Annotated in this window: 21 protein-coding genes and 1 pseudogene; 7 read left to right on the top strand and 15 right to left on the bottom strand. The window is 69.5% G+C overall.

Annotation, left to right across the window (positions count from 1 at the left end):
• Nucleotides 1–317 precede the first annotated feature (317 nt).
• Nucleotides 318–1,314, top strand: a pseudogene (locus ASC77_RS09380) (IS3 family transposase); the annotation flags it as partial.
• Between the two features lie 184 nt (nucleotides 1,315–1,498).
• On the opposite strand, the gene ASC77_RS26100 reads toward ASC77_RS09380, so the two are convergent.
• From ASC77_RS26100 to ASC77_RS09350, 7 genes are all read right to left on the bottom strand, one after another.
• Nucleotides 1,499–3,532: an acyltransferase family protein gene (locus tag ASC77_RS26100; RefSeq protein ID WP_268788422.1), complete on the bottom strand. Its 2,034-nt coding sequence runs from the start codon at nucleotides 3,530–3,532 to the stop codon at nucleotides 1,499–1,501.
• 293 nt (nucleotides 3,533–3,825) lie between these two features.
• Nucleotides 3,826–5,568: a DUF4012 domain-containing protein gene (locus ASC77_RS09375; RefSeq protein WP_056151347.1), complete on the bottom strand. Its 1,743-nt coding sequence runs from the start codon at nucleotides 5,566–5,568 to the stop codon at nucleotides 3,826–3,828.
• A gap of 123 nt (nucleotides 5,569–5,691) precedes the next feature.
• Nucleotides 5,692–6,093 carry a hypothetical protein gene (locus ASC77_RS09370; RefSeq protein WP_056151345.1) on the bottom strand — a complete coding sequence of 134 codons (402 nt, stop codon included), beginning with the start codon at nucleotides 6,091–6,093 and terminating at the stop codon, nucleotides 5,692–5,694.
• Nucleotides 6,094–6,406: 313 nt separating this feature from the next.
• Nucleotides 6,407–6,703, bottom strand: coding sequence for a DUF1416 domain-containing protein (locus ASC77_RS09365; RefSeq protein WP_056151343.1), 297 nt, complete (start codon nucleotides 6,701–6,703; stop codon nucleotides 6,407–6,409).
• A 143-nt stretch (nucleotides 6,704–6,846) separates the two neighbouring features.
• Nucleotides 6,847–7,695 carry a sulfurtransferase gene (locus ASC77_RS09360; RefSeq protein ID WP_056151341.1) on the bottom strand — a complete coding sequence of 283 codons (849 nt, stop codon included), beginning with the start codon at nucleotides 7,693–7,695 and terminating at the stop codon, nucleotides 6,847–6,849.
• Between the two features lie 48 nt (nucleotides 7,696–7,743).
• Complete coding sequence (locus ASC77_RS09355; protein ID WP_056151339.1) at nucleotides 7,744–8,205, bottom strand: DUF4395 domain-containing protein; 462 nt, start codon at nucleotides 8,203–8,205, stop codon at nucleotides 7,744–7,746.
• A 234-nt stretch (nucleotides 8,206–8,439) separates the two neighbouring features.
• Nucleotides 8,440–8,916: a thioredoxin family protein gene (locus ASC77_RS09350; protein WP_056151338.1), complete on the bottom strand. Its 477-nt coding sequence runs from the start codon at nucleotides 8,914–8,916 to the stop codon at nucleotides 8,440–8,442.
• A 94-nt stretch (nucleotides 8,917–9,010) separates the two neighbouring features.
• Between ASC77_RS09350 and ASC77_RS09345 the strand changes: the two genes are divergently transcribed.
• Nucleotides 9,011–10,030: a GDP-mannose 4,6-dehydratase gene (locus ASC77_RS09345; RefSeq protein ID WP_056151336.1), complete on the top strand. Its 1,020-nt coding sequence runs from the start codon at nucleotides 9,011–9,013 to the stop codon at nucleotides 10,028–10,030.
• Here ASC77_RS09345 and ASC77_RS26980 read toward each other — a convergent pair.
• The gene (locus tag ASC77_RS26980; protein ID WP_162249811.1) at nucleotides 10,012–10,248 is read right to left on the bottom strand and encodes a hypothetical protein; all 237 of its coding nucleotides are present in this window, start codon (nucleotides 10,246–10,248) and stop codon (nucleotides 10,012–10,014) included. The two genes, ASC77_RS09345 and ASC77_RS26980, sit on opposite strands and share 19 nt — an antisense overlap.
• 93 nt (nucleotides 10,249–10,341) lie before the next feature.
• On the opposite strand from ASC77_RS26980, the gene ASC77_RS26095 reads away from it, so the two are divergent.
• On the top strand, nucleotides 10,342–10,794 hold the full coding sequence (locus tag ASC77_RS26095) for a VanZ family protein (RefSeq protein ID WP_056151334.1): 453 nt from the start codon (nucleotides 10,342–10,344) through the stop codon (nucleotides 10,792–10,794).
• On the opposite strand, the gene ASC77_RS09335 is transcribed toward ASC77_RS26095, so the two are convergent.
• Nucleotides 10,735–10,986, bottom strand: coding sequence for a MoaD/ThiS family protein (locus ASC77_RS09335; RefSeq protein ID WP_235547558.1), 252 nt, complete (start codon nucleotides 10,984–10,986; stop codon nucleotides 10,735–10,737). The genes ASC77_RS26095 and ASC77_RS09335 overlap by 60 nt on opposite strands.
• Before the next feature lie 138 nt (nucleotides 10,987–11,124).
• Here ASC77_RS09335 and ASC77_RS09330 point away from each other — a divergent pair, with 138 nt between their 5' ends.
• Nucleotides 11,125–11,862, top strand: a complete 738-nt coding sequence (locus tag ASC77_RS09330) for a response regulator transcription factor (protein WP_056151330.1) — start codon at nucleotides 11,125–11,127, stop codon at nucleotides 11,860–11,862.
• 19 nt (nucleotides 11,863–11,881) lie between these two features.
• On the opposite strand, the gene ASC77_RS09325 is transcribed toward ASC77_RS09330, so the two are convergent.
• Nucleotides 11,882–12,076, bottom strand: a complete 195-nt coding sequence (locus tag ASC77_RS09325) for a hypothetical protein (RefSeq protein ID WP_056151328.1) — start codon at nucleotides 12,074–12,076, stop codon at nucleotides 11,882–11,884.
• Nucleotides 12,077–12,239: 163 nt separating this feature from the next.
• Between ASC77_RS09325 and mshD the strand changes: the two genes are divergently transcribed.
• A complete protein-coding gene (gene mshD, locus ASC77_RS09320) occupies nucleotides 12,240–13,046 on the top strand; it encodes a mycothiol synthase (RefSeq protein ID WP_056151325.1) in 807 nt (268 codons plus the stop codon).
• Here mshD and ASC77_RS09315 read toward each other — a convergent pair.
• Genes ASC77_RS09315 through ASC77_RS09300 form a run of 4 tightly spaced genes read right to left on the bottom strand, consistent with a single transcriptional unit; the run spans nucleotide 13,043 to nucleotide 15,643 of the window.
• Nucleotides 13,043–14,023: a YgfZ/GcvT domain-containing protein gene (locus ASC77_RS09315; protein ID WP_056151324.1), complete on the bottom strand. Its 981-nt coding sequence runs from the start codon at nucleotides 14,021–14,023 to the stop codon at nucleotides 13,043–13,045. The two genes, mshD and ASC77_RS09315, sit on opposite strands and share 4 nt — an antisense overlap.
• Nucleotides 14,016–14,438 (bottom strand): Fur family transcriptional regulator, encoded by a 423-nt coding sequence (locus ASC77_RS09310; RefSeq protein ID WP_056151322.1) that lies wholly within the window; start codon nucleotides 14,436–14,438, stop codon nucleotides 14,016–14,018. The genes ASC77_RS09315 and ASC77_RS09310 overlap by 8 nt, the downstream gene beginning before the upstream one ends.
• A gap of 5 nt (nucleotides 14,439–14,443) precedes the next feature.
• Entirely contained in the window at nucleotides 14,444–14,938 is a 495-nt protein-coding gene (locus ASC77_RS09305) for an FABP family protein (RefSeq protein WP_056151320.1), read from the bottom strand.
• Nucleotides 14,939–14,947: 9 nt separating this feature from the next.
• Nucleotides 14,948–15,643 (bottom strand): hypothetical protein, encoded by a 696-nt coding sequence (locus tag ASC77_RS09300; RefSeq protein WP_056151318.1) that lies wholly within the window; start codon nucleotides 15,641–15,643, stop codon nucleotides 14,948–14,950.
• A gap of 35 nt (nucleotides 15,644–15,678) precedes the next feature.
• Between ASC77_RS09300 and ASC77_RS09295 the strand changes: the two genes are divergently transcribed.
• Entirely contained in the window at nucleotides 15,679–16,038 is a 360-nt protein-coding gene (locus ASC77_RS09295) for a DsrE family protein (RefSeq protein WP_056151316.1), read from the top strand.
• Between the two features lie 50 nt (nucleotides 16,039–16,088).
• A complete protein-coding gene (locus tag ASC77_RS09290; RefSeq protein WP_056151314.1) occupies nucleotides 16,089–18,617 on the top strand; it encodes a hypothetical protein in 2,529 nt (842 codons plus the stop codon).
• A gap of 285 nt (nucleotides 18,618–18,902) precedes the next feature.
• Here ASC77_RS09290 and ASC77_RS09285 read toward each other — a convergent pair whose 3' ends face one another.
• Nucleotides 18,903–19,931 (bottom strand): alpha/beta hydrolase, encoded by a 1,029-nt coding sequence (locus ASC77_RS09285; RefSeq protein ID WP_235547557.1) that lies wholly within the window; start codon nucleotides 19,929–19,931, stop codon nucleotides 18,903–18,905.
• Between the last annotated feature and the right edge of the window lie 4 nt (nucleotides 19,932–19,935).

The following is a 19,935-nucleotide window of genomic DNA, read 5'->3' as shown; positions in this document are numbered from 1 at the left end:
GGTGTCGCCCCCGGCAGGCAGACTCAGTCGCAAACCCTGGGGTGCGTGAGCGATCACAGCGTGAGCTCAACCGTCGTGACGAGGGGTTCAGCACCCTTTCGCCTCAGACCATCAAGCAGTCCCGAGTGCGCCAGTTGCACCGATGTCGCGGTGGAAAGCCGCCCACGGAAGGTACTGCATTCGTGGGCGCATAGAGCGCGCAGTCACTAACCCCAACGGAAGCGATCCACCTCGGTCCGGATGACATTGGGTCTGCTGCACGGATAGGTGACATCTGATCTGCGTCGACGTGTGTTGGCGCTGGAAGGATGTGCACCGTGCCCAAGCCGTTCCCTAAGGAGTTCCGCGAGGACGTGATTCGGGTCGATCGCGACTCGGATGCCTCGATGGCCCAGGTCGCGAAGGACTTCAAGATCTCCGCGTCGTGTCTGAAGCGCTGGCTGATCATCGACGACCGGAAGTCGGCCAGTCCCTCGCCTGCCGGTCGGGCGGCGAGCGAGTCCGACGAGTTGCGTGAGGCCAGTTAGCGGATCAAGCTGCTCGAGCAGGAGAACGAGGTCCTGCGCCGTGCGGCGGCCTACCTGTCCCAGGCGAACCTGCCGGGAAAATGTTGTACCCGCTCGTCCGCGAGCTTGCCGGCGACGGGATCCCGTGGCGGTGACGTGCCGGGTCCTCAAGTTCGCCCGCCAGCCCTACTACCGGTGGCTCGCAGCACCGGTCACCGATGCCGAGATCTCCGCGGCCTATCGGGCCAACGCGGTGTTCGACGCCCATCGCGACGACCCCGAGTCCGGCTACCGGTTCTTGGTCGACGAGGCTCGCAAAGCCGGTCAGCAGATGGCTGAGGGGACTGCGTGGAAGGTCTGCTCCCTGCGGGGCTGGTGGAGCGTGTTCGGCAAGAAGCGCGGCCGCAACGGCAAGAAGCCCGGTCCACCGGTCCATGACGACCTCGTTGGGCGCGACTTCACCGCGCTGACCCCGAACCAGCTGTGGCTCTCCGACATCACCGAGCACTGGACCGGTGAAGGGAAGCTCTACCTCTGCGCGGTCAAGGACGTCTTCTCGAACCGGATCGTGGGCTACTCCATCGGCTCACGCATGAAGTCACGTTTGGCCGTGGCCGCGCTCGACAACGCCGTCGCCCCGGCGACGGCGCCGCCATGGAGTCGTTCTTCTCGCTGCTGCAGAAGAACGTCCTCGACCGTCGGGTCTGGAAGACCCGCGAGGAACTGCGGATCGCGATCGTGACCTGGATCGAACGGACCCCTCCGCCGCCGTCGACAGGCCGCTCTCGGCTGGTTGACCCCGAACGAACTGATCATGGCTCCAGCCGTCGTCCAGGCGGCCTACCCGAAACTGTCACCCGTTCGTGCAGCAGACCCATTTTGCGCCAGCCGCAATCGAAGGGCTGAGCTCCAGTTTCGCTACGCCACCAAATGTGAAGGATTTGTGTTGCCGGGCCGTAGTGCAAGAAGACATTCCGCTGTGTCGAAAGCCTCTATGGCAATGGAAGTTGGAGTTTGAGTCGAGGAGCCAACGACTCGCCATACGTCGTGGTCATATGGTTCCCATCGCGATACACGAGGATGCCTCCAATGACCGGAGCGCACCTATCTGTCGGACATATCGCGTCGTTGAGATCGATCATCACGCTGTTTTTGACCCCGATTACAGACAGACGTTGTGCGCCACCCACTCCCCTGAGTGCGCTGTCTCGCGAGACCGAGCACTTAGAGATCTCGCTCTGATACCTCGCTACACAAGCAGCAAAGTCGGTGCGGAGTTGAGGTGTGTTCTTGATAACTGCGATCTTTGACCCAGCCGCTGCTAGGACACTGAACAGTCGTTGCTGCGCACTTCCAACAAGTTGGTCACTCTCATCCCGAGTCAGGTCCTTTCCGTTTCGGCGGACCGTATAGTCGTACTGGCTGACGATAAGTAGGTCCGGCGGGTCATCTTGGAGCCACGCGGACGCGCTCCGCTGCCACGCTTCGCAACTTGATGCCCAATCGGAAGCAATCGACACACCGACGACCAAGGGGCAGAAGTCCTTTGTCACCACGGTCAGATTCCAAGCGTTGTCTTTGGCGATGGTCGCCAGCGCCCGCGACCATTGCACGGCGTGAGAGTCTCCTGCCAGCACCACATCAATGTTCGATTCAGGGTCGCCGAACGTGCAAAACTTGAGCTCATTAGCCGTCGTCTCGGCCGAGCATCCGAAGGATGTACTAGCTACCTGCGCCAAGGACGGGTAGAAGGCTTCAACGTCAGTGGGGGCACCCGCCGGATCGTTCCTTGGCTCGGCTCGAAGTACCTCCGCACCCGCCTTTGCGATTGATGGATCCCCCGCCGATTGTGCTCCACCGATGGCAGCGATCGCACTCGCCATTGAGCCGTTCGTGGGAGGAGTCTTCGGTATTACGGCGAGCATGACGACTGGCACCACCGCGACCATCAGAATAGAGATTCCGCCTAACCGCAAAGCGTCGGCGTCCACGCTAATGCTCTTGGCTCGCCTCGCTGGTTCTTCGACATATCGATACGCGAGCAGCGCAGGACCGAATGACGCCCCGAGCATCAGCAGGGCTTCAGTTTGCGTCAGTTCGCGCCCTACCCAAGCCGCTCCGAATACAAGGACCGGCCAGTGCCAGAGATACAGCGAATAGGACCAGTCGCCTATTCGTCGCATTGGAAGACGGCTCAAGACCAAGACTGGGCCCGCGCGACCGGCCGCGGGGCCTGCGCCGATGATCAGCATGGTGCCGACAACGGGAACTATTGCGGCGGAGCCTGGAAACGGCGTTGAGTCCGTATAGAACAGTGCCGGCACAACCGCCAGTAGCAAGCCAAGCCAAGCCAGCGACGCGCCGATCAGCTTCGAAAGAGCACCGAGTTTGAGCATGCAGACCGCAACTAGGCCGCCTGCGGCCAACTCCCAAAGACGAGTCCATGTGACGAAGTAGGCTTGAGCCGGATTCACGGACGTGAAATGTATCGAGTACGCGAGCGATATCCCGATAGTCGCCGCTATTGTTGCAGCGAACATCTTTGCCCTTGATATTCCTATTGTTCGCCCGGCAACTGCGGCCACAATTAGCAGGGCGGGCCAAACGAAATAAAACTGCTCTTCGACACCCAAGGACCAGTAGTGTTGCAGCGGGCTCGGAGGACCCGTAGTCGCGGATAGGTAATCTATCGACTCGGCGGACATCCTCCAGTTCATGCCAAACACAGTGCTTGCGACCGCGTCTTTCATGACATCCGTCTTTCGAATGTCCGGAAGGGTCGTCCAAGCCAAGAAGACGACGACGACGATTGTCAGGAGGCTGGCTGGGAGGAGACGTCGTGCCCGTCGCGCATAGAACTCCGTCAACGACGGTCGCGCACCGTGTTGCCCGAACTGGCGCACCAAGATCCCACTCATTAGAAAGCCGGAGATGACAAAGAAGATGTCGACTCCCACGAAGCCTCCGGGAAGGCCAGGAATTTCCGCGTGCCAGAGCATCACCAAAAGCACGGCGACCGCGCGCAGGCCCTGGATGTCGCCGCGGAAGGAGCTCTTCCTGTCTTTCTGGTCCGTGATCGTTCTCGCCTCCGTCTGTCAGAAGGGTGTTGGTTCGAATCAAGGGAAGTGGCAACAGATCGAACTCGGCGAAGATCGCGCTTCGACCTTCACCAGAGCACTCGTTAAGCCCCCATTCACCGTGCGTTGTTTTGTGAGCCCGACATCGTGGCGCTGCGCCCACTTGCCCGATTACGCACGTTTCGCAGACCTACGGGTCGAGCAGCGGCGCCGGCTGACCATCTAGACGGCTCGATGTTCGATCAACATGCGGTGTGAACTTTGGTCGAACTTGAGCCCGATCTAATCGACGGCGTGACCGCCACCTGAACATCGGAGGTCTGCCCAGGCCCGCTCTTCATCCGCCAGGTGAGGTCCGCCTTCTGCTGCGGCTTCAACTCGACCACAGCCGTGAAGACTTCACGCCCTTCGTAATCGACGGAGGGGAAGCCTGTTACCGGCCTTCCATTGAGCGCAATGCCCGACACACCGCCGCCCACCGGGGCATAGAGATAGACAAACACCGACTGATTGCCGGGCTCGACACCGTACTGCCCGCCGCCCGTGATGTAGCGCGGCAGCGACGCCGCATCCAACGGAGCCTCGGAGGCAAGCCGCATGTGCCCGGACAAGCCCTGCACTTCGTTCGTGCAATATGTCGCGTCGACATTCACGTCGTACCGAAGGAAGTAGGACATCTTTGAGCCGGTCCCGTCGGTGAGGTAGACGCCGACCTGCGGAGCCGATCCCGCGTCGGTAACGAGGTCTCCGGCGACGGCAGTGCCCTCAATGCCCGCCTGGACCGTGTCGTCGAAGTCATGAACGAAGAGCCGGTGTTCATCCGCTCCCCTGGCTAGTCCGGCGATCAGGTCGCGCGGCGACTCAGTTCCGGACGAGATCTTGTCGAACATCGCGCTAGCCACCGCCCGGAAGAAGGCGTCCTGCTCGGCCGGGTCCGCGTAACGGACATACGTATCGTGCAGCAGCTCGTCGACGACGTTGTCCTCGCTCAACTTCACTCCGTCGACCTCGACGGGGCCTGTCGCAGCCAGCAGGTAGGAGATGGCGACCGGGTCGATCGATAGGACGCCGTCGATCTTCTCGGGGTAGACCTGCTCCCACCGCGCCTTCCATAGATCCGAGGCGCGCGAGAAGTCGGGCTGAAGATTGGCATTCAGGAAGAACGTGCCCAGGATGTCGCCGTAGATCTCCTCCTCAGCCGAGGTCAGCGGCAGGACGGGCTCGTCGGTGTATCCGAATGAGCTCGCCGCCACTTGGCGGGTCATGCTGACCGCACCCTGGTCAGCCCGCACGAGCGACACAGCGCCAGGGAGGCCGCCGGTCGCCCGGATCTCTGCGTTGTTCTGGAAGACGAGTAGATAGTTCTGCGGGCTATCTGCGCCCAGCATTGTCGGGAGCACCTTGACGGCCGTATTGGCGCTTGCCAGGGCGGCGGAGGCATCATTGACCTGCCTTGCCAGCTCGCGGTACTTGGTGCGTAGACGCTCGACGTAGCCGCTCGAGTCCTCCGCCGAGAGCCGGCGATCCGCTGCGGCGAAGGCGGCATTCGCGGTCGCTGTCGGTTCCTGGAGAGCCTCGACCTTGGACGGGTCGATCTTGCCGCCGCTCGGCACGATCGACTCGAGGTCGCCGGAGACCTGCACCAGTGGACGAATCCCGGAAGTCGTGAGGTCGTCGACGACGGAACTGACGACGGCGACGCCGCGGGCGTCGTCGCCAAACGCTGGTAGGTGCTCCAGGACTGACCAGGTCACACCGCCGGTGCGATCCGCTGAAGCTCCGCTGTGGTCCTCCAGGCGGCTCAACGCGGCGTCGGAGGCGGCGTCGTCGCCGTCCTCGATGGCGGCCCTGAGGACGGTGACGTCGTCGACAGCGGCCGTCAGGTCTTGGTTGACCCGGTACGCCATCCACCCCGCCCACGCGGCCCCGAGGAGGAGCACGCCCAGGAGAATGGCCAGGCCTATCCAGACCGTGCGTGTACGCATGCGGAGAACCTACCTAGTGCGCGACGACAGCTCGCCGCGATCTCGCCGTGGATAGGGGTCAGAGCGTGACGAAGGGAGTGCCGGCATCGCCGGCACTCCCTTCGCGCTGTGCAAGTCGAGTTGCTACTTGACCTTGATCGTGTACGAGGTCTTGGAGTCTCGCGTGTTGGTGCCCTTGAAGGAGATCGTCACCTTGTAGGTGCCCTTCTTCTTGAGCGCCGGGCCGACGTAGGACACCGACTTGCCGTTGTAGGTGATGGTCTTGGCAGACCGCACGCCGGGGCCGGTGATGATGATTGTGACCTTGCCCTTCGGCTTCACGTTGCCCGCGGACTTGATGGACACGATCGCCTTGGGCTTCTTGCCCTTCTTGACCGTCTTTGCGCCAGCAGCCTTGGTAACGGTGACCGGGCAGGGCGTGTATTGGGTCTTCTGGCACGCGGCGGACGCGGTCTCTGCGGAGACCGCAACGAAACCGGCCGACAGCAGGAACGCCGCGATCAGGCCGGAGATGAGCTTCTTCATTGGGACTCCCCCATGAGTACGTGTGGGTGTGGAGCGGCAATCCAATCACAGGATTTGAGTGAGGGTGACCACAGTCCGCGAGAGCGCTAGCAGAATTTACGCCGCTGTCACGGACCGGTCGGCAGCTTTCCCTCATATTGGGTTCCCGAGGGCCGATAGTGACCCGTTTGGGCTATGGAAAGACGTCGTACGGGCCAGGTGGTCTACCCGAAATTGATGGAGTGATCTGTACCACTTTGAGACGCGGTCCAGACCATCCGAACAGGCGAAAGGGCCCGGCCGACGATCGGCGCGGGCCCTTCCGACAGATGACTCAGATCGCGACGACGACCTCGGCGACGCTGCCGACGGCGGCGACGACCTTGTTGTCGACCGGGTCGGCCTGCGGGGCCAGCGTGCGCAGGGTCCACTCGCCGTCGCCGGCGAAGAAGCGGAAGTGGCCACTCGCCGAGGTGGGGACCTCGGCGGTGAACTCGCCGGTGCGGTCGAGCAGGCGCACGTAGGCGTTGCCGACCGGCTCACCGGAGCGCAGCACCTGGCCCTGGACGATCGCCTCCTTCTTGACGTCGATGCCGTCGAGGGAGAGGCCGCCTTCGGTTGCTCCACACATGTCGTTGCTTCTTTCGTTCGATGCTTGCTGGGGTGCCTGGGTTGGCTGCGGGGGTTTCGAGACGGGTCTAGCGGCCCTCCTCAACCACCGAGGTGTGCGGTGTCGAGACGGGCCTAACGGCCCTCCTCGACCACCGAGATGGGTCAGGCTTCGCCGGCCTCGTCGCCGAGGGCGACGGGGACGCCGACGAGGGAGCCGTACTCGGTCCACGAGCCGTCGTAGTTCTTCACGTTGGCCTGGCCGAGGAGCTCCTTGAGCACGAACCACGTGTGCGAGGAGCGCTCGCCGATGCGGCAGTAGGCGATGGTGTCCTTGTCCCAGTCGACGCCGGCCTCGGTGTAGATCTCCTTGAGGTCCTCGTCGGACTTGAAGGTGCCGTCGTCGTTGGCCGCCTTGCTCCACGGGACGCTGGCCGCGGTCGGGATGTGACCCGCACGCTGGGCCTGCTCCTGCGGCAGGTGGGCCGGGGCGAGCAGCCGGCCGGCGTACTCGTCGGGGCTGCGGACGTCGACCAGGTTCTGGGTGCCGATCGCGGCGACGACCTCGTCGCGGAAGGCACGGATCGAGGAGTCCTGCTCGGTCGCGGTGTAGGACGTGGTCTCGCGGCTCGGCAGGTCCGCGGTCAGCTCGCGGGAGTCGAGCTCCCACTTCTTGCGGCCGCCATCGAGGAGCTTGACGTCCTGGTGGCCGTAGAGCTTGAAGTACCAGTAGGCGTAGGCGGCGAACCAGTTGTTGTTGCCGCCGTAGAGCACGACGGTGTCGTCGTTCGCGACGCCGCGGCTCGAGAGGAGCTCCTCGAACTGGGCCTTGTTGACGAAGTCACGACGCACCTGGTCCTGCAGGTCGGTCGTCCAGTCGAGCTTGATGGCGCCCTCGATGTGGCCCTTGTCGTACGCCGTGGTGTCCTCGTCGACCTCGATGAGCACCACCTTCGGGTCACTCAGGTTGTCGGCCACCCACTGGGCGGTGACGAGGGTGTTCTCGCGGGTCATGTCTCTACCTTTCTTGTGCGCCGAGGAAGGGGCGCGGGGTCTGGTGGGTCAGCGCGCCGTCGCGCGCTTGAGGAGCAGGTACATCTCGCAGCCGAGGCAGTACCGGAAGACCGCGTTGAGCAGGGCCGCGAGCAGCGCGAAGCCGACCGCGATCTCGCCGAGCAGGTCGACGCCGGCGACGAAGCCGACCAGCCCGACCACGGCGAACCCGAGACCGACGGCCTGCGCGAACCGCGGCGGCGCCGGGTCCTCGAGCTCGTCGGGAGCGCCGAGCCGCGGCCGCACCAGCGTGCGGAACAGCCACGAGTAGGGCGTGTGCTGGACGCCGCGCGTGGCCCCGATCGCGAACAGCACGGCCTGGACGGCGAGCAGCGCCGTCGCGACCGGGCTGGGCGCCAGGAGCAGGACGACGATCAGCACCAGCGAGGTCAGCCCAGCGGCGAACTGGGGACCACGCGGGTCGATCCCGGCACCGGGCCGGGCCTGCTGCGGTGTGCTGGTCGTGGACATGTCTCTCCTGCGGACGGCTGTGCGGGCGGAGCCACGCAGGTCAGTCCGAAGGTGGATCGGAGAGCTGAGGCGCGGCCGGTCAGCGCATTCGACAGAGCGACGAGCGCGTGCGGCAGTGATCCACTGCGCGGCGCTTGGTCAGCATGGTCGAGGACATGTCGACCAGAGTAGGTACGGCGGGCGCCGCACCGACAATCCTCGTCTCACGAAGCGAGACGGTTGTCCATATCGTGGTCACGTTGCGCTCCCGAGGGCGCTCAGGACCTGCTCCTTGCGGGGCGCGCCGGCCGCCCGGGTGACCTCGTGGCCGGCCGCGTCGAGCACCAGCGTCGTCGGCGTCCGCAGGATGCCGAGGCGCCGGACCAGCTCGAGGTGGTGCTCGGCGTCGACCTCGAGGTGCTCGACCCCCGGCACCAGCTCCGCGACCTCGGACAGGGTCCGACGGGTCGCCCGGCAGGGCGCACAGAACGCCGAGGAGAACTGCAGCAGCGTCGCCTTCTCACCGAGACGAGCGTCGGGGAGCGCCGTGAGGACGTCGTCCCACGGGGTCGGAGGTTTCGAGACAGGCGCCAGAGCGCCTTCCTCAACCACCGACGCGGCCCGGCGGACCCGGTGCGTGCCGCGGAAGCGCCCGTCGGTGAGCAGGCGGTAGGCACCGAAGCTCAGGCCGAGCACGACCGCGACCACGACGACCCAGGCACCACTGCTCACGCAGGACCAACCTCCCCGACGACGTGCTCATTCCTGGGGACATCTTGGAACGTGTTCCATCTGTCGGCGGACCGACGGATAGCATTCCCCGGTTATGACTCAGAGCTTCGGGCCGACGGCCCTCATCACGGGAGTCGCCGGGCAGGACGGCATCTACCTCGCGCGCCATCTCGTGGCCCTTGGCTATCGCGTCGTCGGCACCGTCCGTCCCGAGACCGGTCCCGCCGACCGCATCGTGTACCTCGACGGCGTCGAGCTGGTCGAGCTGGACCAGCGGGACCGCGACGGCTTCGCGACGGTCTTGGAAGAGACACGACCGGACGAGATCTACAACCTGGCCGGCTTCACGTCCGTGGGCGCTAGCTGGCGCAACGCGGAGCTGGTCACGGAGACCAATGGCCTCGCGGTCGTCCGCATCCTCGAGGAGCTGGTCCGCTACCGCGAGCGCCACGGCACCGCGCCGAAGTACTTCCAGCCGTCGAGCTCGGAGATGTTCGGCGTCTCGGACCAGCAGCCGCAGACCGAGGGCACGCCCCATCACCCGCGCAGCCCGTACGCCGCGACCAAGAGCTTCGCCCATCACATCACGGTGAACTACCGAGAGTCCTACGGCCTCTTCACCTGTACTGGGACGCTCTACAACCACGAGAGCCCGATCCGCGGACCTCAGTTCGTGACGCGCAAGATCAGCCGTTCGGTCGCCGAGATCGCTCTCGGCCTGCGGAAGAGCGTCACCCTGGGCAACCTCGACGTGCGGCGTGACTGGGGCTTCGCCGGCGACTACGCCCGCGCCATGCACCTGATGCTGCAGCTGGACCAGCCCGCCGACTTCATCATCGCCACCGGCCAGTCCCGCCAGCTCTCCGAGGTGTTGACGGTGGCCTTCGGTGCCATCGGGATCGACGACCCCGCGAACCACGTCGAGCAGGACCCGGCGCTGATGCGACCTGCGGACGTTGTCGATCTCTACGGCGATCCGACGAAGGCCCGCGAACAGCTCGGATGGAAACCGACCCTGGGGTTCGAGGACGTGATCGAGCACATGGTGCGGGCGGACGTCGACCGACTCCGCAGTGGCGTCGAGGAGTCGATGGACTACCTGTTTGCGCGCTGACCGACCGAGTGCAGCGGGTCATCACATCCGCAGGACTCATTGCGGAGCGGGCTGACGTACTCGTCGCCGAAGGTCGCACAGGTCCGCGGATGGCCGAGGACCGAGGAGAGCCGGTTGAGCGACGAACGCTCAGCGAGGTCGTCGTGGTGGCAGGTCGGGCACGCCACCACCGCGCGTGCGCGGTGGCCCGGCAGCGGGAGCGAGACGAGAGCCGTCATGCTCCGATGGAACGGCGACCTACGTCACGGCGAGGCGTCTGCGGGGCGATCTCCCCGATGTTGGGGACGAGGACCGTGAAAGTCTTGCACCCCATGAGCCCCTCCCCGCCGACGCACCGCCTGCTCGGAGCGGCACTCGTCGTCTACTCGGTGCTGCTGGGCATCGCGCTGCTGGCGCCGACCTCGGGCACCCAGTCGGGCATGGCGTCGTGGGTCGTCGACCTCGGCACGTGGATCGGCTTCGCACCGGAGACGGCGAGCCAGGCGCGGGCGGAGTTCCTCTGCAACGTCGCGATCCTGGCGCCGGTCTCGGCGCTCGGCTCGCTGGTCTGGCCGAGCACGACCTGGCGCGACTGGACGGCGTACGCATTCGTCATCGCCGTCGGCGTGGAGGCGTGCCAGGGGCTCCTGCTTCCCGGCCGGACCGCGTCTCAGGTCGACATCGTGGCCAACACCCTCGGCGGGCTCGTCGGCGCCGTGGTGGTGCTAGCCGCCCGCAAAGGGCGGGAGGAACTCGACCGACGAGCCCGGCTCGACGAGCACTAGGGCGGGGTCGGCGCTCGCGACCGGCTGGTCGCCGACCAGCGTCGAGCAGACCTGGAGCACCTCGGACAGGCGGGTCCCGGGGTGCAGCGCGACCGCGCGACGGACCACCTCGGTCAGCGTGATCGGACCGTCGACGGCGAGCTCGTCGGCGCCGACACCGGCCGCTGCACGGGCCGAGGCCCAGTAGTGCACGCGAATGGTGTCGGTCTCATTTCCCTTGGAACCTTCCAATGCGACACCCATGTTTCGGTATTGTTCACGAAGACGAGTGATCGGCCGAAGCCCAGCGTTGCGTTTCGGTCCCCGCCCCATCCGGGAGGAGACCATCTCATGAGCACGCTCCTGCTTCTCACCAGCGCCCTCCAGCCGTCCGCCGAGGTGCTGCCCGCACTCGCGCTCCTCGGGCACCAGGTGAAGATCCTGCCCGCCGAGGGCAGCGCCCTCCTCGAGGCGCCGGACTCCGACCTGCTGCTCGTCGACGGCCGTCAGGACCTCGCCCACGCCCGCGACCTGTGCCGTCTGATCCGCACGACCGGCACCGACGTGCCCGTGCTGCTGGTCTGCACCGAGGGCGGCCTCGCCGTCGTCCTGCACGACTGGGGCATGGACGACGTCGTGCTGCACACCTGCGGCCCGGCCGAGCTGGAGGCCCGGATCAAGCTCGCCCTCGGCCGCCTCAACGCGCGCCGCGACGCGGACGACCCCGAGTCGCACGTGATCCGCTCCGGCGAGGTCGTGGTCGACGACGCGACGTACACCGCCAAGATCAGCGGCCGTCCGCTCGACCTCACCTTCAAGGAGTTCGAGCTCCTCAAGTTCCTGGCCCAGCACCCGGGCCGCGTCTTCAGCCGCCAGCAGCTGCTGCAGGAGGTGTGGGGCTACGACTACTTCGGCGGCACCCGCACCGTCGACGTGCACGTACGCCGGCTGCGCGCCAAGCTCGGCGTCGAGAACGAGACGCTGATCGGCACGGTGCGCAACGTCGGCTACCGGTTCGTGCTCCCGTCGAAGGACCAGCAGGCCGCCGCCGATGCCCGGTCGACCGATCGGGTCGACGAGACCGTCTGACCTCGTCGGCAGCGACGCCTCAGGCCGTCTTGCGCAGCAGGTAGGCGGCGTTGCGCACGGAGGCGACGTCCCCCACGAGCTCATGGATGAGGCGGCAGCACTCGCGGACCTGCGGGTCCGACGACTCGCGCTGGTCGCGCATCATCCGGTGCAGGTCGAGGACGTGCTGCAGAGCTACCTCTGCTGACTGATCGACCAGTGTCACGGCTTCCATCTGCCCCTCCCCCGATGGGCTTGCGGATCACGGAACGTACACCCGATCCGGGCCATCCCGCTGCTAAACGGGGCCCTGGTTCAGACGACCTCAAGTTCCGCGCGCCGATACCCGATCATGTGCACTCGACCGCGCGCGTGCGCCCGCGTCCTAGGCTGCCCGAGTGATCGATCTCGACGTCGTGGGTGCCATCGCCGCCGCAGCGGAGGCCGAGGACGGGGCCGCCCCGCTCGACGAGGCGACCTGGCGCGCGCTGCGGCACCACCCGGAGACGGTCCGGTCCTGGACCGACGAGGACGGGTTCGCGCTCCTCGTCGGCGACCAGCTGAGCCTCGTCGTACGCCCCGACGCGCGCGGTCACGGCGTGGCGAGCGCACTCCTGGCCCAGGTGCCGGACGTGCCGGCCAGCGCGTGGTCGCACGGCGACGACCCGGCGGCCGCCGCGCTCGCCCGCAGCCACGGGTTCGAGCGGGTGCGCTCGTTGTGGGTGATGCGCCGGGCAACCAGCCTCCCGCTGCCGGAGCTGAGCAGGACCGACGTCGAGATCCGTACCTACACGCCGGAGGACGCCGACGAGCTGATCCGCGTCAACGCGGCGGCCTTCGCGCACCACCCCGAGCAGGGCGCGATGGATGCCGCCGAGCTGGCCGAGCGGATGGCGGAGCCGTGGTTCGACCCGGCCGGCCTCCTGCTGGCGGTCGAGGGCGACCGGCTGCTCGGCTTCCACTGGACCAAGCAGCACTCCCCCGACCTCGGGGAGGTGTACGTCGTGGGCATCGACCCCGGCGCCCAGGGCCGCGGGCTGGGCAAGCTGCTCACCCTCGCCGGCCTTCACCACCTCGCCGGCCTCGGGGTCGCCGAGGTGCTGCTGTACGTCGAGTCCGACAACGCACCGGCGGTGGCCGTCTACTCAGGCCTGGGCTTCACGCACGCGGACGCCGACACCCACGTGATGTACCGGCGCGGTTAGCGCAGCGGCCGCACGTGCAGGCCGACCTCGGGGTCGACGATGACCTCCTGGGCGGCCGGCATCCCGTCGACGGTGAGCTCGGCGTCCAGGGGCACGTTGCGCTTGACCATCGCGAGCGCGATCGGGCCGAGCTCGTGGTGCCGTGCGGAGGTGCCCACGAAGCCCACGACCTTGTCGCCGTGCAGGAGGTCCGCACCCACGGCGGGCAGGCGGTTCTCCGAGCCGTCGAGGTGCAGGAGGGTCAGCCGGCGCGGCGGCCGCCCGAGCGTGTGCACGCGCGCGACGGTCTCCTGCCCGCGGTAGCAGCCCTTGTCGAGGTGGACCGCGGGGCCGATCCAGCCGGCCTCGTTGGGGATCGTGCGGTGGTCGGTGTCGAGACCGAGCCGCGGCTCACCCCGCGCGATCCGCAGCGCCTCGAAGGCCCACAGGCCGCAGGCGGGACCCGCCGCCTCGGCGTACGCCGGCAGCTGGTCGCGCGGCACGAGCTCGTAGTTGCCGTAGGGCCCGGCGGTCTCGGCAGGCTCGACCGCCGAGGAGCGGGGGCGCCAGGTGAGGGCGAGCTCCGCGGTCACGTCGGCGACCTCGACGCGCATCATGAAGCGCATCCGGTCGAGGAAGGTCACGAGCGCCTCGGCCGCGCCGGGCTCGGTGAAGGCGGTGAAGGCCTCGCCGTCGTCGTACCCGAAGAACGCGTGCTCGACGTGGCCCTGCGGGCTGAGGATCAGCACTCCGGTCCACACCTTCGGTGCGAGCGCCTCGAGGTGCTGGGTGGTGAGCGAGTGCAGCCAGGTCAGCCGGTCGGGGCCGGAGACCCGCACCACGTCGTGGTGGGAGAGGTCGACGAACCCGTCGCCGCCCTCGAGCGTCCGCTGCTCGCCGTTGAAGGAGCCGTAGTGCGCGGCGACGTCGCGGTCGATGCCGTCGCCGGCGACCGCCCCGGGCAGCTGCAGCAGGGGACTCGGGAACCGGCTACTCACTGTTGTCCTCACACTCCACACACTCGCCGAAGATCGCCAGGTGGCCGACATCGATGACGAACCCCTGCTCCTCGCGGAGCCGGCCCGCGAGCGGAGCGACCACCTCTGGGTCAACGGAGAGGACCCGGTGACAATTCCGGCAGACGAGGTGGAAGTGCTCGTGGTCGCTCACGGAGTGGTACGTCGGGGCGCGGTCGGACAGGTGTGCGTGCCGCACCAGGCCGAGCTCCTCGAGGACCTCGAGGGTGCGGTAGATCGTCGAGACGTTCACGGCGCTCGCGTGCTGCTGCACCTCGACGAGGATCTCGTCGGGGGTGGCGTGGCCGAGCTTCTCGACGGCCTGGAGCACCAGCTGCCGCTGGGGGGTGAGGCGGTAGCCGAGGCTGTGCAGCCGGGAGGCGAGCTCGTCGGTCATCGGCCCTACTGGCGCTCGAGCTGCGCCCACAGGTGCGGCTGGAGCTCCTGACCCATCGCGGCCATGTCGTAGGCGTAGAGCAGGCGGCTCTCGACGTTGCCGTAGAGGCGCTTGCCGCCGGTGACCTCCTTGGCCGACTCCGTGAAGCCCACGCCGGCGGTGTGCAGCTCGAACTTGGCGACGTCGGCCTTGCCGTACCAGATCTCGGAGATGCCCGAGGAGTGCGCGAGGACCAGCTCGAGGTCGCCACCGGGACGGCAGCGCAGGAAGCCCGCCTCCTGGGCGGCGTCGCGCACCTTCTCACCCTCGGCGTCGACGATCCAGGACCGCGCGAAGTAGTGGAAGAAGGGCCGGCCGTCGTGGGTGAAGACCAGCTCCTGGCCGTACTCGAACGGCTCGATCGTCGGGTAGTCGCCCTTGCCGCGGCCGCCCCAGCGACCCAGCAGCCAGGCCACGGGGGCGCAGTCGGGGTGGAGGTTGTCGGGCAGCTCGAACACCATGACGCCACTCTAGGGCGCGGGCTCCAGACCCAGGGAGTCGCGGATGATGCGCTCCAGGCTCCCGTCGACGCGCAGCTTGCGGACGAAGGAGTGCCCGCCCTTCGGGTGCCGGTGGACGGTGACCCCCGGGCGACCCTCGATGAGCGCGGCGTGCGCGAGGTCGAGCTCGTCGTTGGCGATGTGGACGTTGACGGCGGTGTGCCCGTCGCTGGCGTCCAGGAGCGGGCGTACGTCGAGCACCTTGTGCGGCTGCTCGGACCTCCAGAGGGCCCGCGCCCGCGGCATCCACCGCCGGTCCCCCATCTCCGCGCGCACCTTGCGACGCATCGAGACCTGGGCGCCGAAGGCGTGCACGGTCTGAAAGCCGCCCATCACCCCGACCGCCATCGCGGCGAACCCGCCCGCCGACGTGCCGAAGAGCACGGCGTCGCGGGCCAGCGAGTCGACCAGGTCGCGCGCGCCCTGGGCGGCCGAGCGGAGGTCGGGGCCGAGCTCGGGCACCCCGTCGACGTACCAGGCCTGGGCCTGGTCGCGGATGAAGATCTTGGTGACCGGCAGGTCGCGGGTGAGGCCGAAGAACTCGAACGGCGGGATCGCGAGCTTGCCCTTGAGGCCGCCGAACGCGACCAGCGCCAGGTCGGAGCCCTGGTCGTCGACGGCCAGGCTGCAATCCGGGTCGGCGAGGAGCTCTTCGAACGTGGGCACCGCCCGACTATAGGTGCGGCCTCTACCGTGGCCCCATGAGCCGACCCCTCGTCGTGAAGGTGACCTGCGGTGCCGACGACCCCGAGCGCGCCAACCAGGGCCTGACCGTCGCCGCGACCGCGGTGAGCGCGGGGGCGGCGGTGAGCCTGTGGCTCACGGGCGAGGGCGCGTGGCTCGGCGTGGCCGGGCGGGAGGGGTTCACGCTCCCCCAGGCCGCCCCGGCGGTCGACCTCGTGGCCGCCGTCGCCGCCGGGGGCCGGGTCACCGTGTGCACCCAGTGCGCCGCCCGACGCGACATCACCGAGGCCGACCTGCTGCCCGGCGTACGCATCGCTGGGGCGTCGACCTTCGTCGAGGAGGCCCTCGCCCCCGATGCGCAGGCGCTGGTGTACTGACCACGGATCTCTCCACACCGCGGCGCCGCCAACGCTTAGGCTCCTCCGTGATGAGCACGAACGATCCGACTCCGAACCGTTGGTGGCAGCGCAAGGCCGAGGCCGAGGGAGCCGACGCTCCCGCGCCTGCGACCGAGCCGCCGCCGCCCCCCGCACCGCCTCGCACGCCCGTCGACCTCGACGCGGCGATCGAGCGCACCAAGGAGCTGCGGCGCCGGGCCGAGCAGGCTGCCGCCGAGCAGGCCGCCGAGCGCCTGGTCGCCGAGGAGGCCGCCCAGGCCGCCTCCCAGGCCAGGGCGGAGGCCGACGAGCGCGCTGCCGAGCACGCGGCGAAGGCACAGGAGGCGTACGACGCGCGCCGCGCCGCCGAGGAGGCCGGCGAGGTCCACGCGGCCGAGCGGACCCGGCTCGAGGAGGCGGCGACCGAGGCCGCCCGCGCCCGCACCGAGGCCGAGGAGACCGCGCGCAAGCTCGTCGACTCCGCGAAGGTCGCCACCGCGCTCCGGCTCGCCGCCGAGCAGGCCGCCGCGCAGCAGACGGTCGACCGCACGGCCGCCGAGGAGGCCGCGCGCACCGCCGCCGAGCAGGCCGCCGCCGCCGCGGAGGCCCGCGAGCAGGCCGAGACCGCTGCCCGGGAGCACGCCGAGGCCGCGACCGCCGCCCACGAGGCCCGTGCGCAGGCCGAGGAGGCCGCACGTACGGCGGCCGAGACCGCCGAGCAGACCCTCCGCGAGCTCGCCGGCACGTCCGAGCAGAGCCTGCGCGACGTCGCCACCGCCACCCACGCCTCGCTCAACGACGTCTCCACCTCCACCCAGCAGTCGCTGCGCGAGGTCGCCGCCCGGTCCGAGGAGTCGCTGCGGGAGACCGTGGCCGCCACCGAGGCCTCGCTGGCCGAGGCCCACGCGGCCGCCCAGCAGGCGCACACCGACAGGGAGGCCGCCGAGGCCCGCGCGACCGAGCTGGCCGCCCAGCTGGCGGCGGCGACCCAGGCGCACGAGGACTTCGTCCGGGTCGCCCAGGAGAGCCGGGCCGCCGCCGAGCAGGAGGCAGCCGACCAGGCCACCGCCCGCGCCGCCGCGGAGGCCGCGGGCGAGGAGGCCGGACGGCTGCGCGCCGCCGCCGACGACGCCGCCGCCGAGCACGCCCGGCTCGCCCAGGAGGCGCACGCCGCCCGGACCGCCGCCGAGGAGACCGCGCGCCAGCAGACATCTGCCGCCGAGGCCGCCGAGGCGGCGCGCACCCGCGCCGAGGAGGCCGCGACCGAGCAGGCGGAGGCCGCTGCGGCGGCCGCCGCAGGCGAGGAGCAGGCACGGCGTACGGCCGCCGAGATGGCCGTCGCCCTCCAGGGCGCCCACGACGCCCGGATCGCCGCCGACGACTCGGCGCGGTCCCAGGCGGAGCGGGCCGAGGAGGCCCACGCCGCCCGGCTCGCCGCCGAGGAGGCGGCCGCGGAGGCCGTCAGCGCCCGCGAGGACGCCGAGCGGCAGGCCCGCGCGCAGATCGACCTGGCCGCGGCCGCGCACGGCGACCGCAGCGCGGCCGAGCAGGCGGCCGAGGCCGCTGCCGCGCGGGCCGACGAGGCCCAGACGGCCCGCGAGCGGGCAGAGATGCGCGCCAGCGAGCAGGCCGAGGCAGCCGCCCAGGCGGCGACCGACCAGACGGCCGCGCACCAGCGTGCCGAGCAGCAGGCCGAGGCGGCACGTCTCGCCCACGAGGCCCGTCAGGCCGCCGACGACTCCGCACGGGCCCAGGCCGAGCAGGCCCAGGAGGCGCACGCAGCGCGGCTCGCCGCCGAGGGACTCGCCGCCGAGGCCGTCGCCGCCCGCGAGCAGGCCGAGCAGCAGGCCCGCACCCAGGTCGACCTCGCCACGGTGGCCCACCGGGAGCGCACGGCCGCCGAGCAGGCCGCCGAGCAGGCGGCCGCCCGGGCAGACGAGGCGCAGGCGGCCCGCCAGCAGGCCGAGCTCCGGGCCAGCGAGCAGGCCGAGGCGGCCGCCCAGGCCGCGACCGCGCAGTCCGCTGCGCACCAGCGCGCCGAGCGGCAGGCCGAGCAGGCCAGCACCGCCCACGAGGCACGTGCGGCGGCCGACGCCACCGCCCAGGAGCACGCCACCGCCCGCGCGGCGGCCGAGGTCGCCGCCAGCGAGGCGCTCGAGGCGCGCCGGCTCGCGGAGCAGGACGCCCGCAACCACGCCGAGCTCGCCGCGACCGCGGCGGCCGAGCGTCAGGCCGCCGAGCAGAAGCTGCGCGAGATCCTCGACGCCACCGCGGCCGCCAGCGCCCGCCAGGCCGAGGAGCTGAGCGCGGCGATCGCCGCCCGCGAGGCCGCCGAGCAGGCCGCCGCCGAGCAGGCCCGGCTGCGCGCCGAGGCCGAGAAGGTCGCCGCCGACCGTGCCTCCGACCGGAGCGCCGTCGAGGCCGCCGTACGCCACCAGGCGGAGATCGCCGAGGAGGCCATGCAGGAGCGGGTCGAGGCGGAGGAGCGGGCCCGCGCGCTCGCCCTGGAGATCGCCGAGGTGCGCACCGAGCTGCTCGAGCTCCAGAACCAGAAGCGCGGGTGGCGCAGGTCACGCTGACCGCTCGTTAACACAAAGTTCAACGCCCGAAACCCCAGTCTCTGTTGGGTTCCCTGGATTTCCGGGTGCGTGCGTGCACAGGATTGACGCATGTCAGAGAGCGCTCCGGAAGCAGCCACGTGCCGGCGGTGCGGACACTCCCGACGGCACCTCACCGGGGGCGTCGCCCGGGTCGCTCGCAAGGCGGTCGGTCGCAAGCCACCGCGGGTCGAGTGTGGCGAGCAGACGGACCTCGGCTGGGCCTGCCCCTGCCGCAGCCGCTTCCACGTCGACTAGCGCTCAGGCCTAGGGGGGAGCCAGCCCCGCTCGCAGCGCGGCGGCGATCTCGGCGTTGGCCGCCGGCGCCGTGCGCCCCAGGCCGACGTTCAGGAAGCCGTGGATGAGGTCGTCGTAGCGACGGAGCTCGACCGCCGCCCCCGACTCGGCCAGACGGCGTGCGAACGCCTCGCCCTCGTCGCGCAGCGGGTCGAAGCCGGCGGTGGCGACGTACGCCGGCGCCAGGCCCGCGGGCAGGTCGGCGTACGCCGGCGAGACCCGGGGGTCGCGCGGGTCGGAGTCGACGATGTACGACGCGCCGGCGAGGTCCATGAACCCCCGGGTCAGGTAGAAGCCCTCCGCGAACAGGCTGGCACTCGCCGTGTCGCGCACCGCGTCGGTGACCGGGTAGACGAGCAGCTGGAACGCGAGCGGCAGCCCGGTGCGGGCCGCCTCGACGGCGACCCCGATCGCGAGGTTGCCGCCCGCCGAGTCGCCGCCGACCGCGAGACGCTGCGGGTCGGCGCCGAGCTCGTCGACGTGCTCGACGACCCAGCGGTAGGCCGCGACGGCATCGTCGTACGCCGCCGGGAACGGCTGCTCCGGGCCGAGCCGGTAGTCGACGGCGAGCACCTGGGCGCCCGAGCGCTCGGCCAGGAAGCGGCAGGCCGGGTCGTGCGACTCGAGGTCGCCGTACATGAAGCCACCGCCGTGGAAGAAGACCAGCAGCCCGCCGCGGGCGAGCGGCGGCGAGTAGAGGCGGGCCGGCAGCCCGGCGACGACGAGGTCGCGCACCTCGCCGAGGGGTCGCGGACCGGCGGACATCCGGGTGTGCCGACGGATCGCGCGGCGGCCGTCGGGGATCGGCATGGTCTCGGCGCCGCGCTCACGCGCCATGCGCTGCAGGCGGAGCATCAGCTGCACGTCGACGGCCAGCGGGGCGCCGTCGACCACCACCCTGCGGCCGGCGAGCACGCCCTGGACGCGCGGCGGCAGCGACATCACGGCACGCAGGGCCTCGGTCTTCACACGCTCGACGACACTCGCGGCTGGGCTCACGACG

Source organism: Nocardioides sp. Root1257, from assembly GCF_001425175.1.
In the GTDB taxonomy this organism is placed as follows: Bacteria; Actinomycetota; Actinomycetes; order Propionibacteriales; family Nocardioidaceae; genus Nocardioides.
This window is presented reverse-complemented; position numbering and strand designations above follow the sequence as displayed.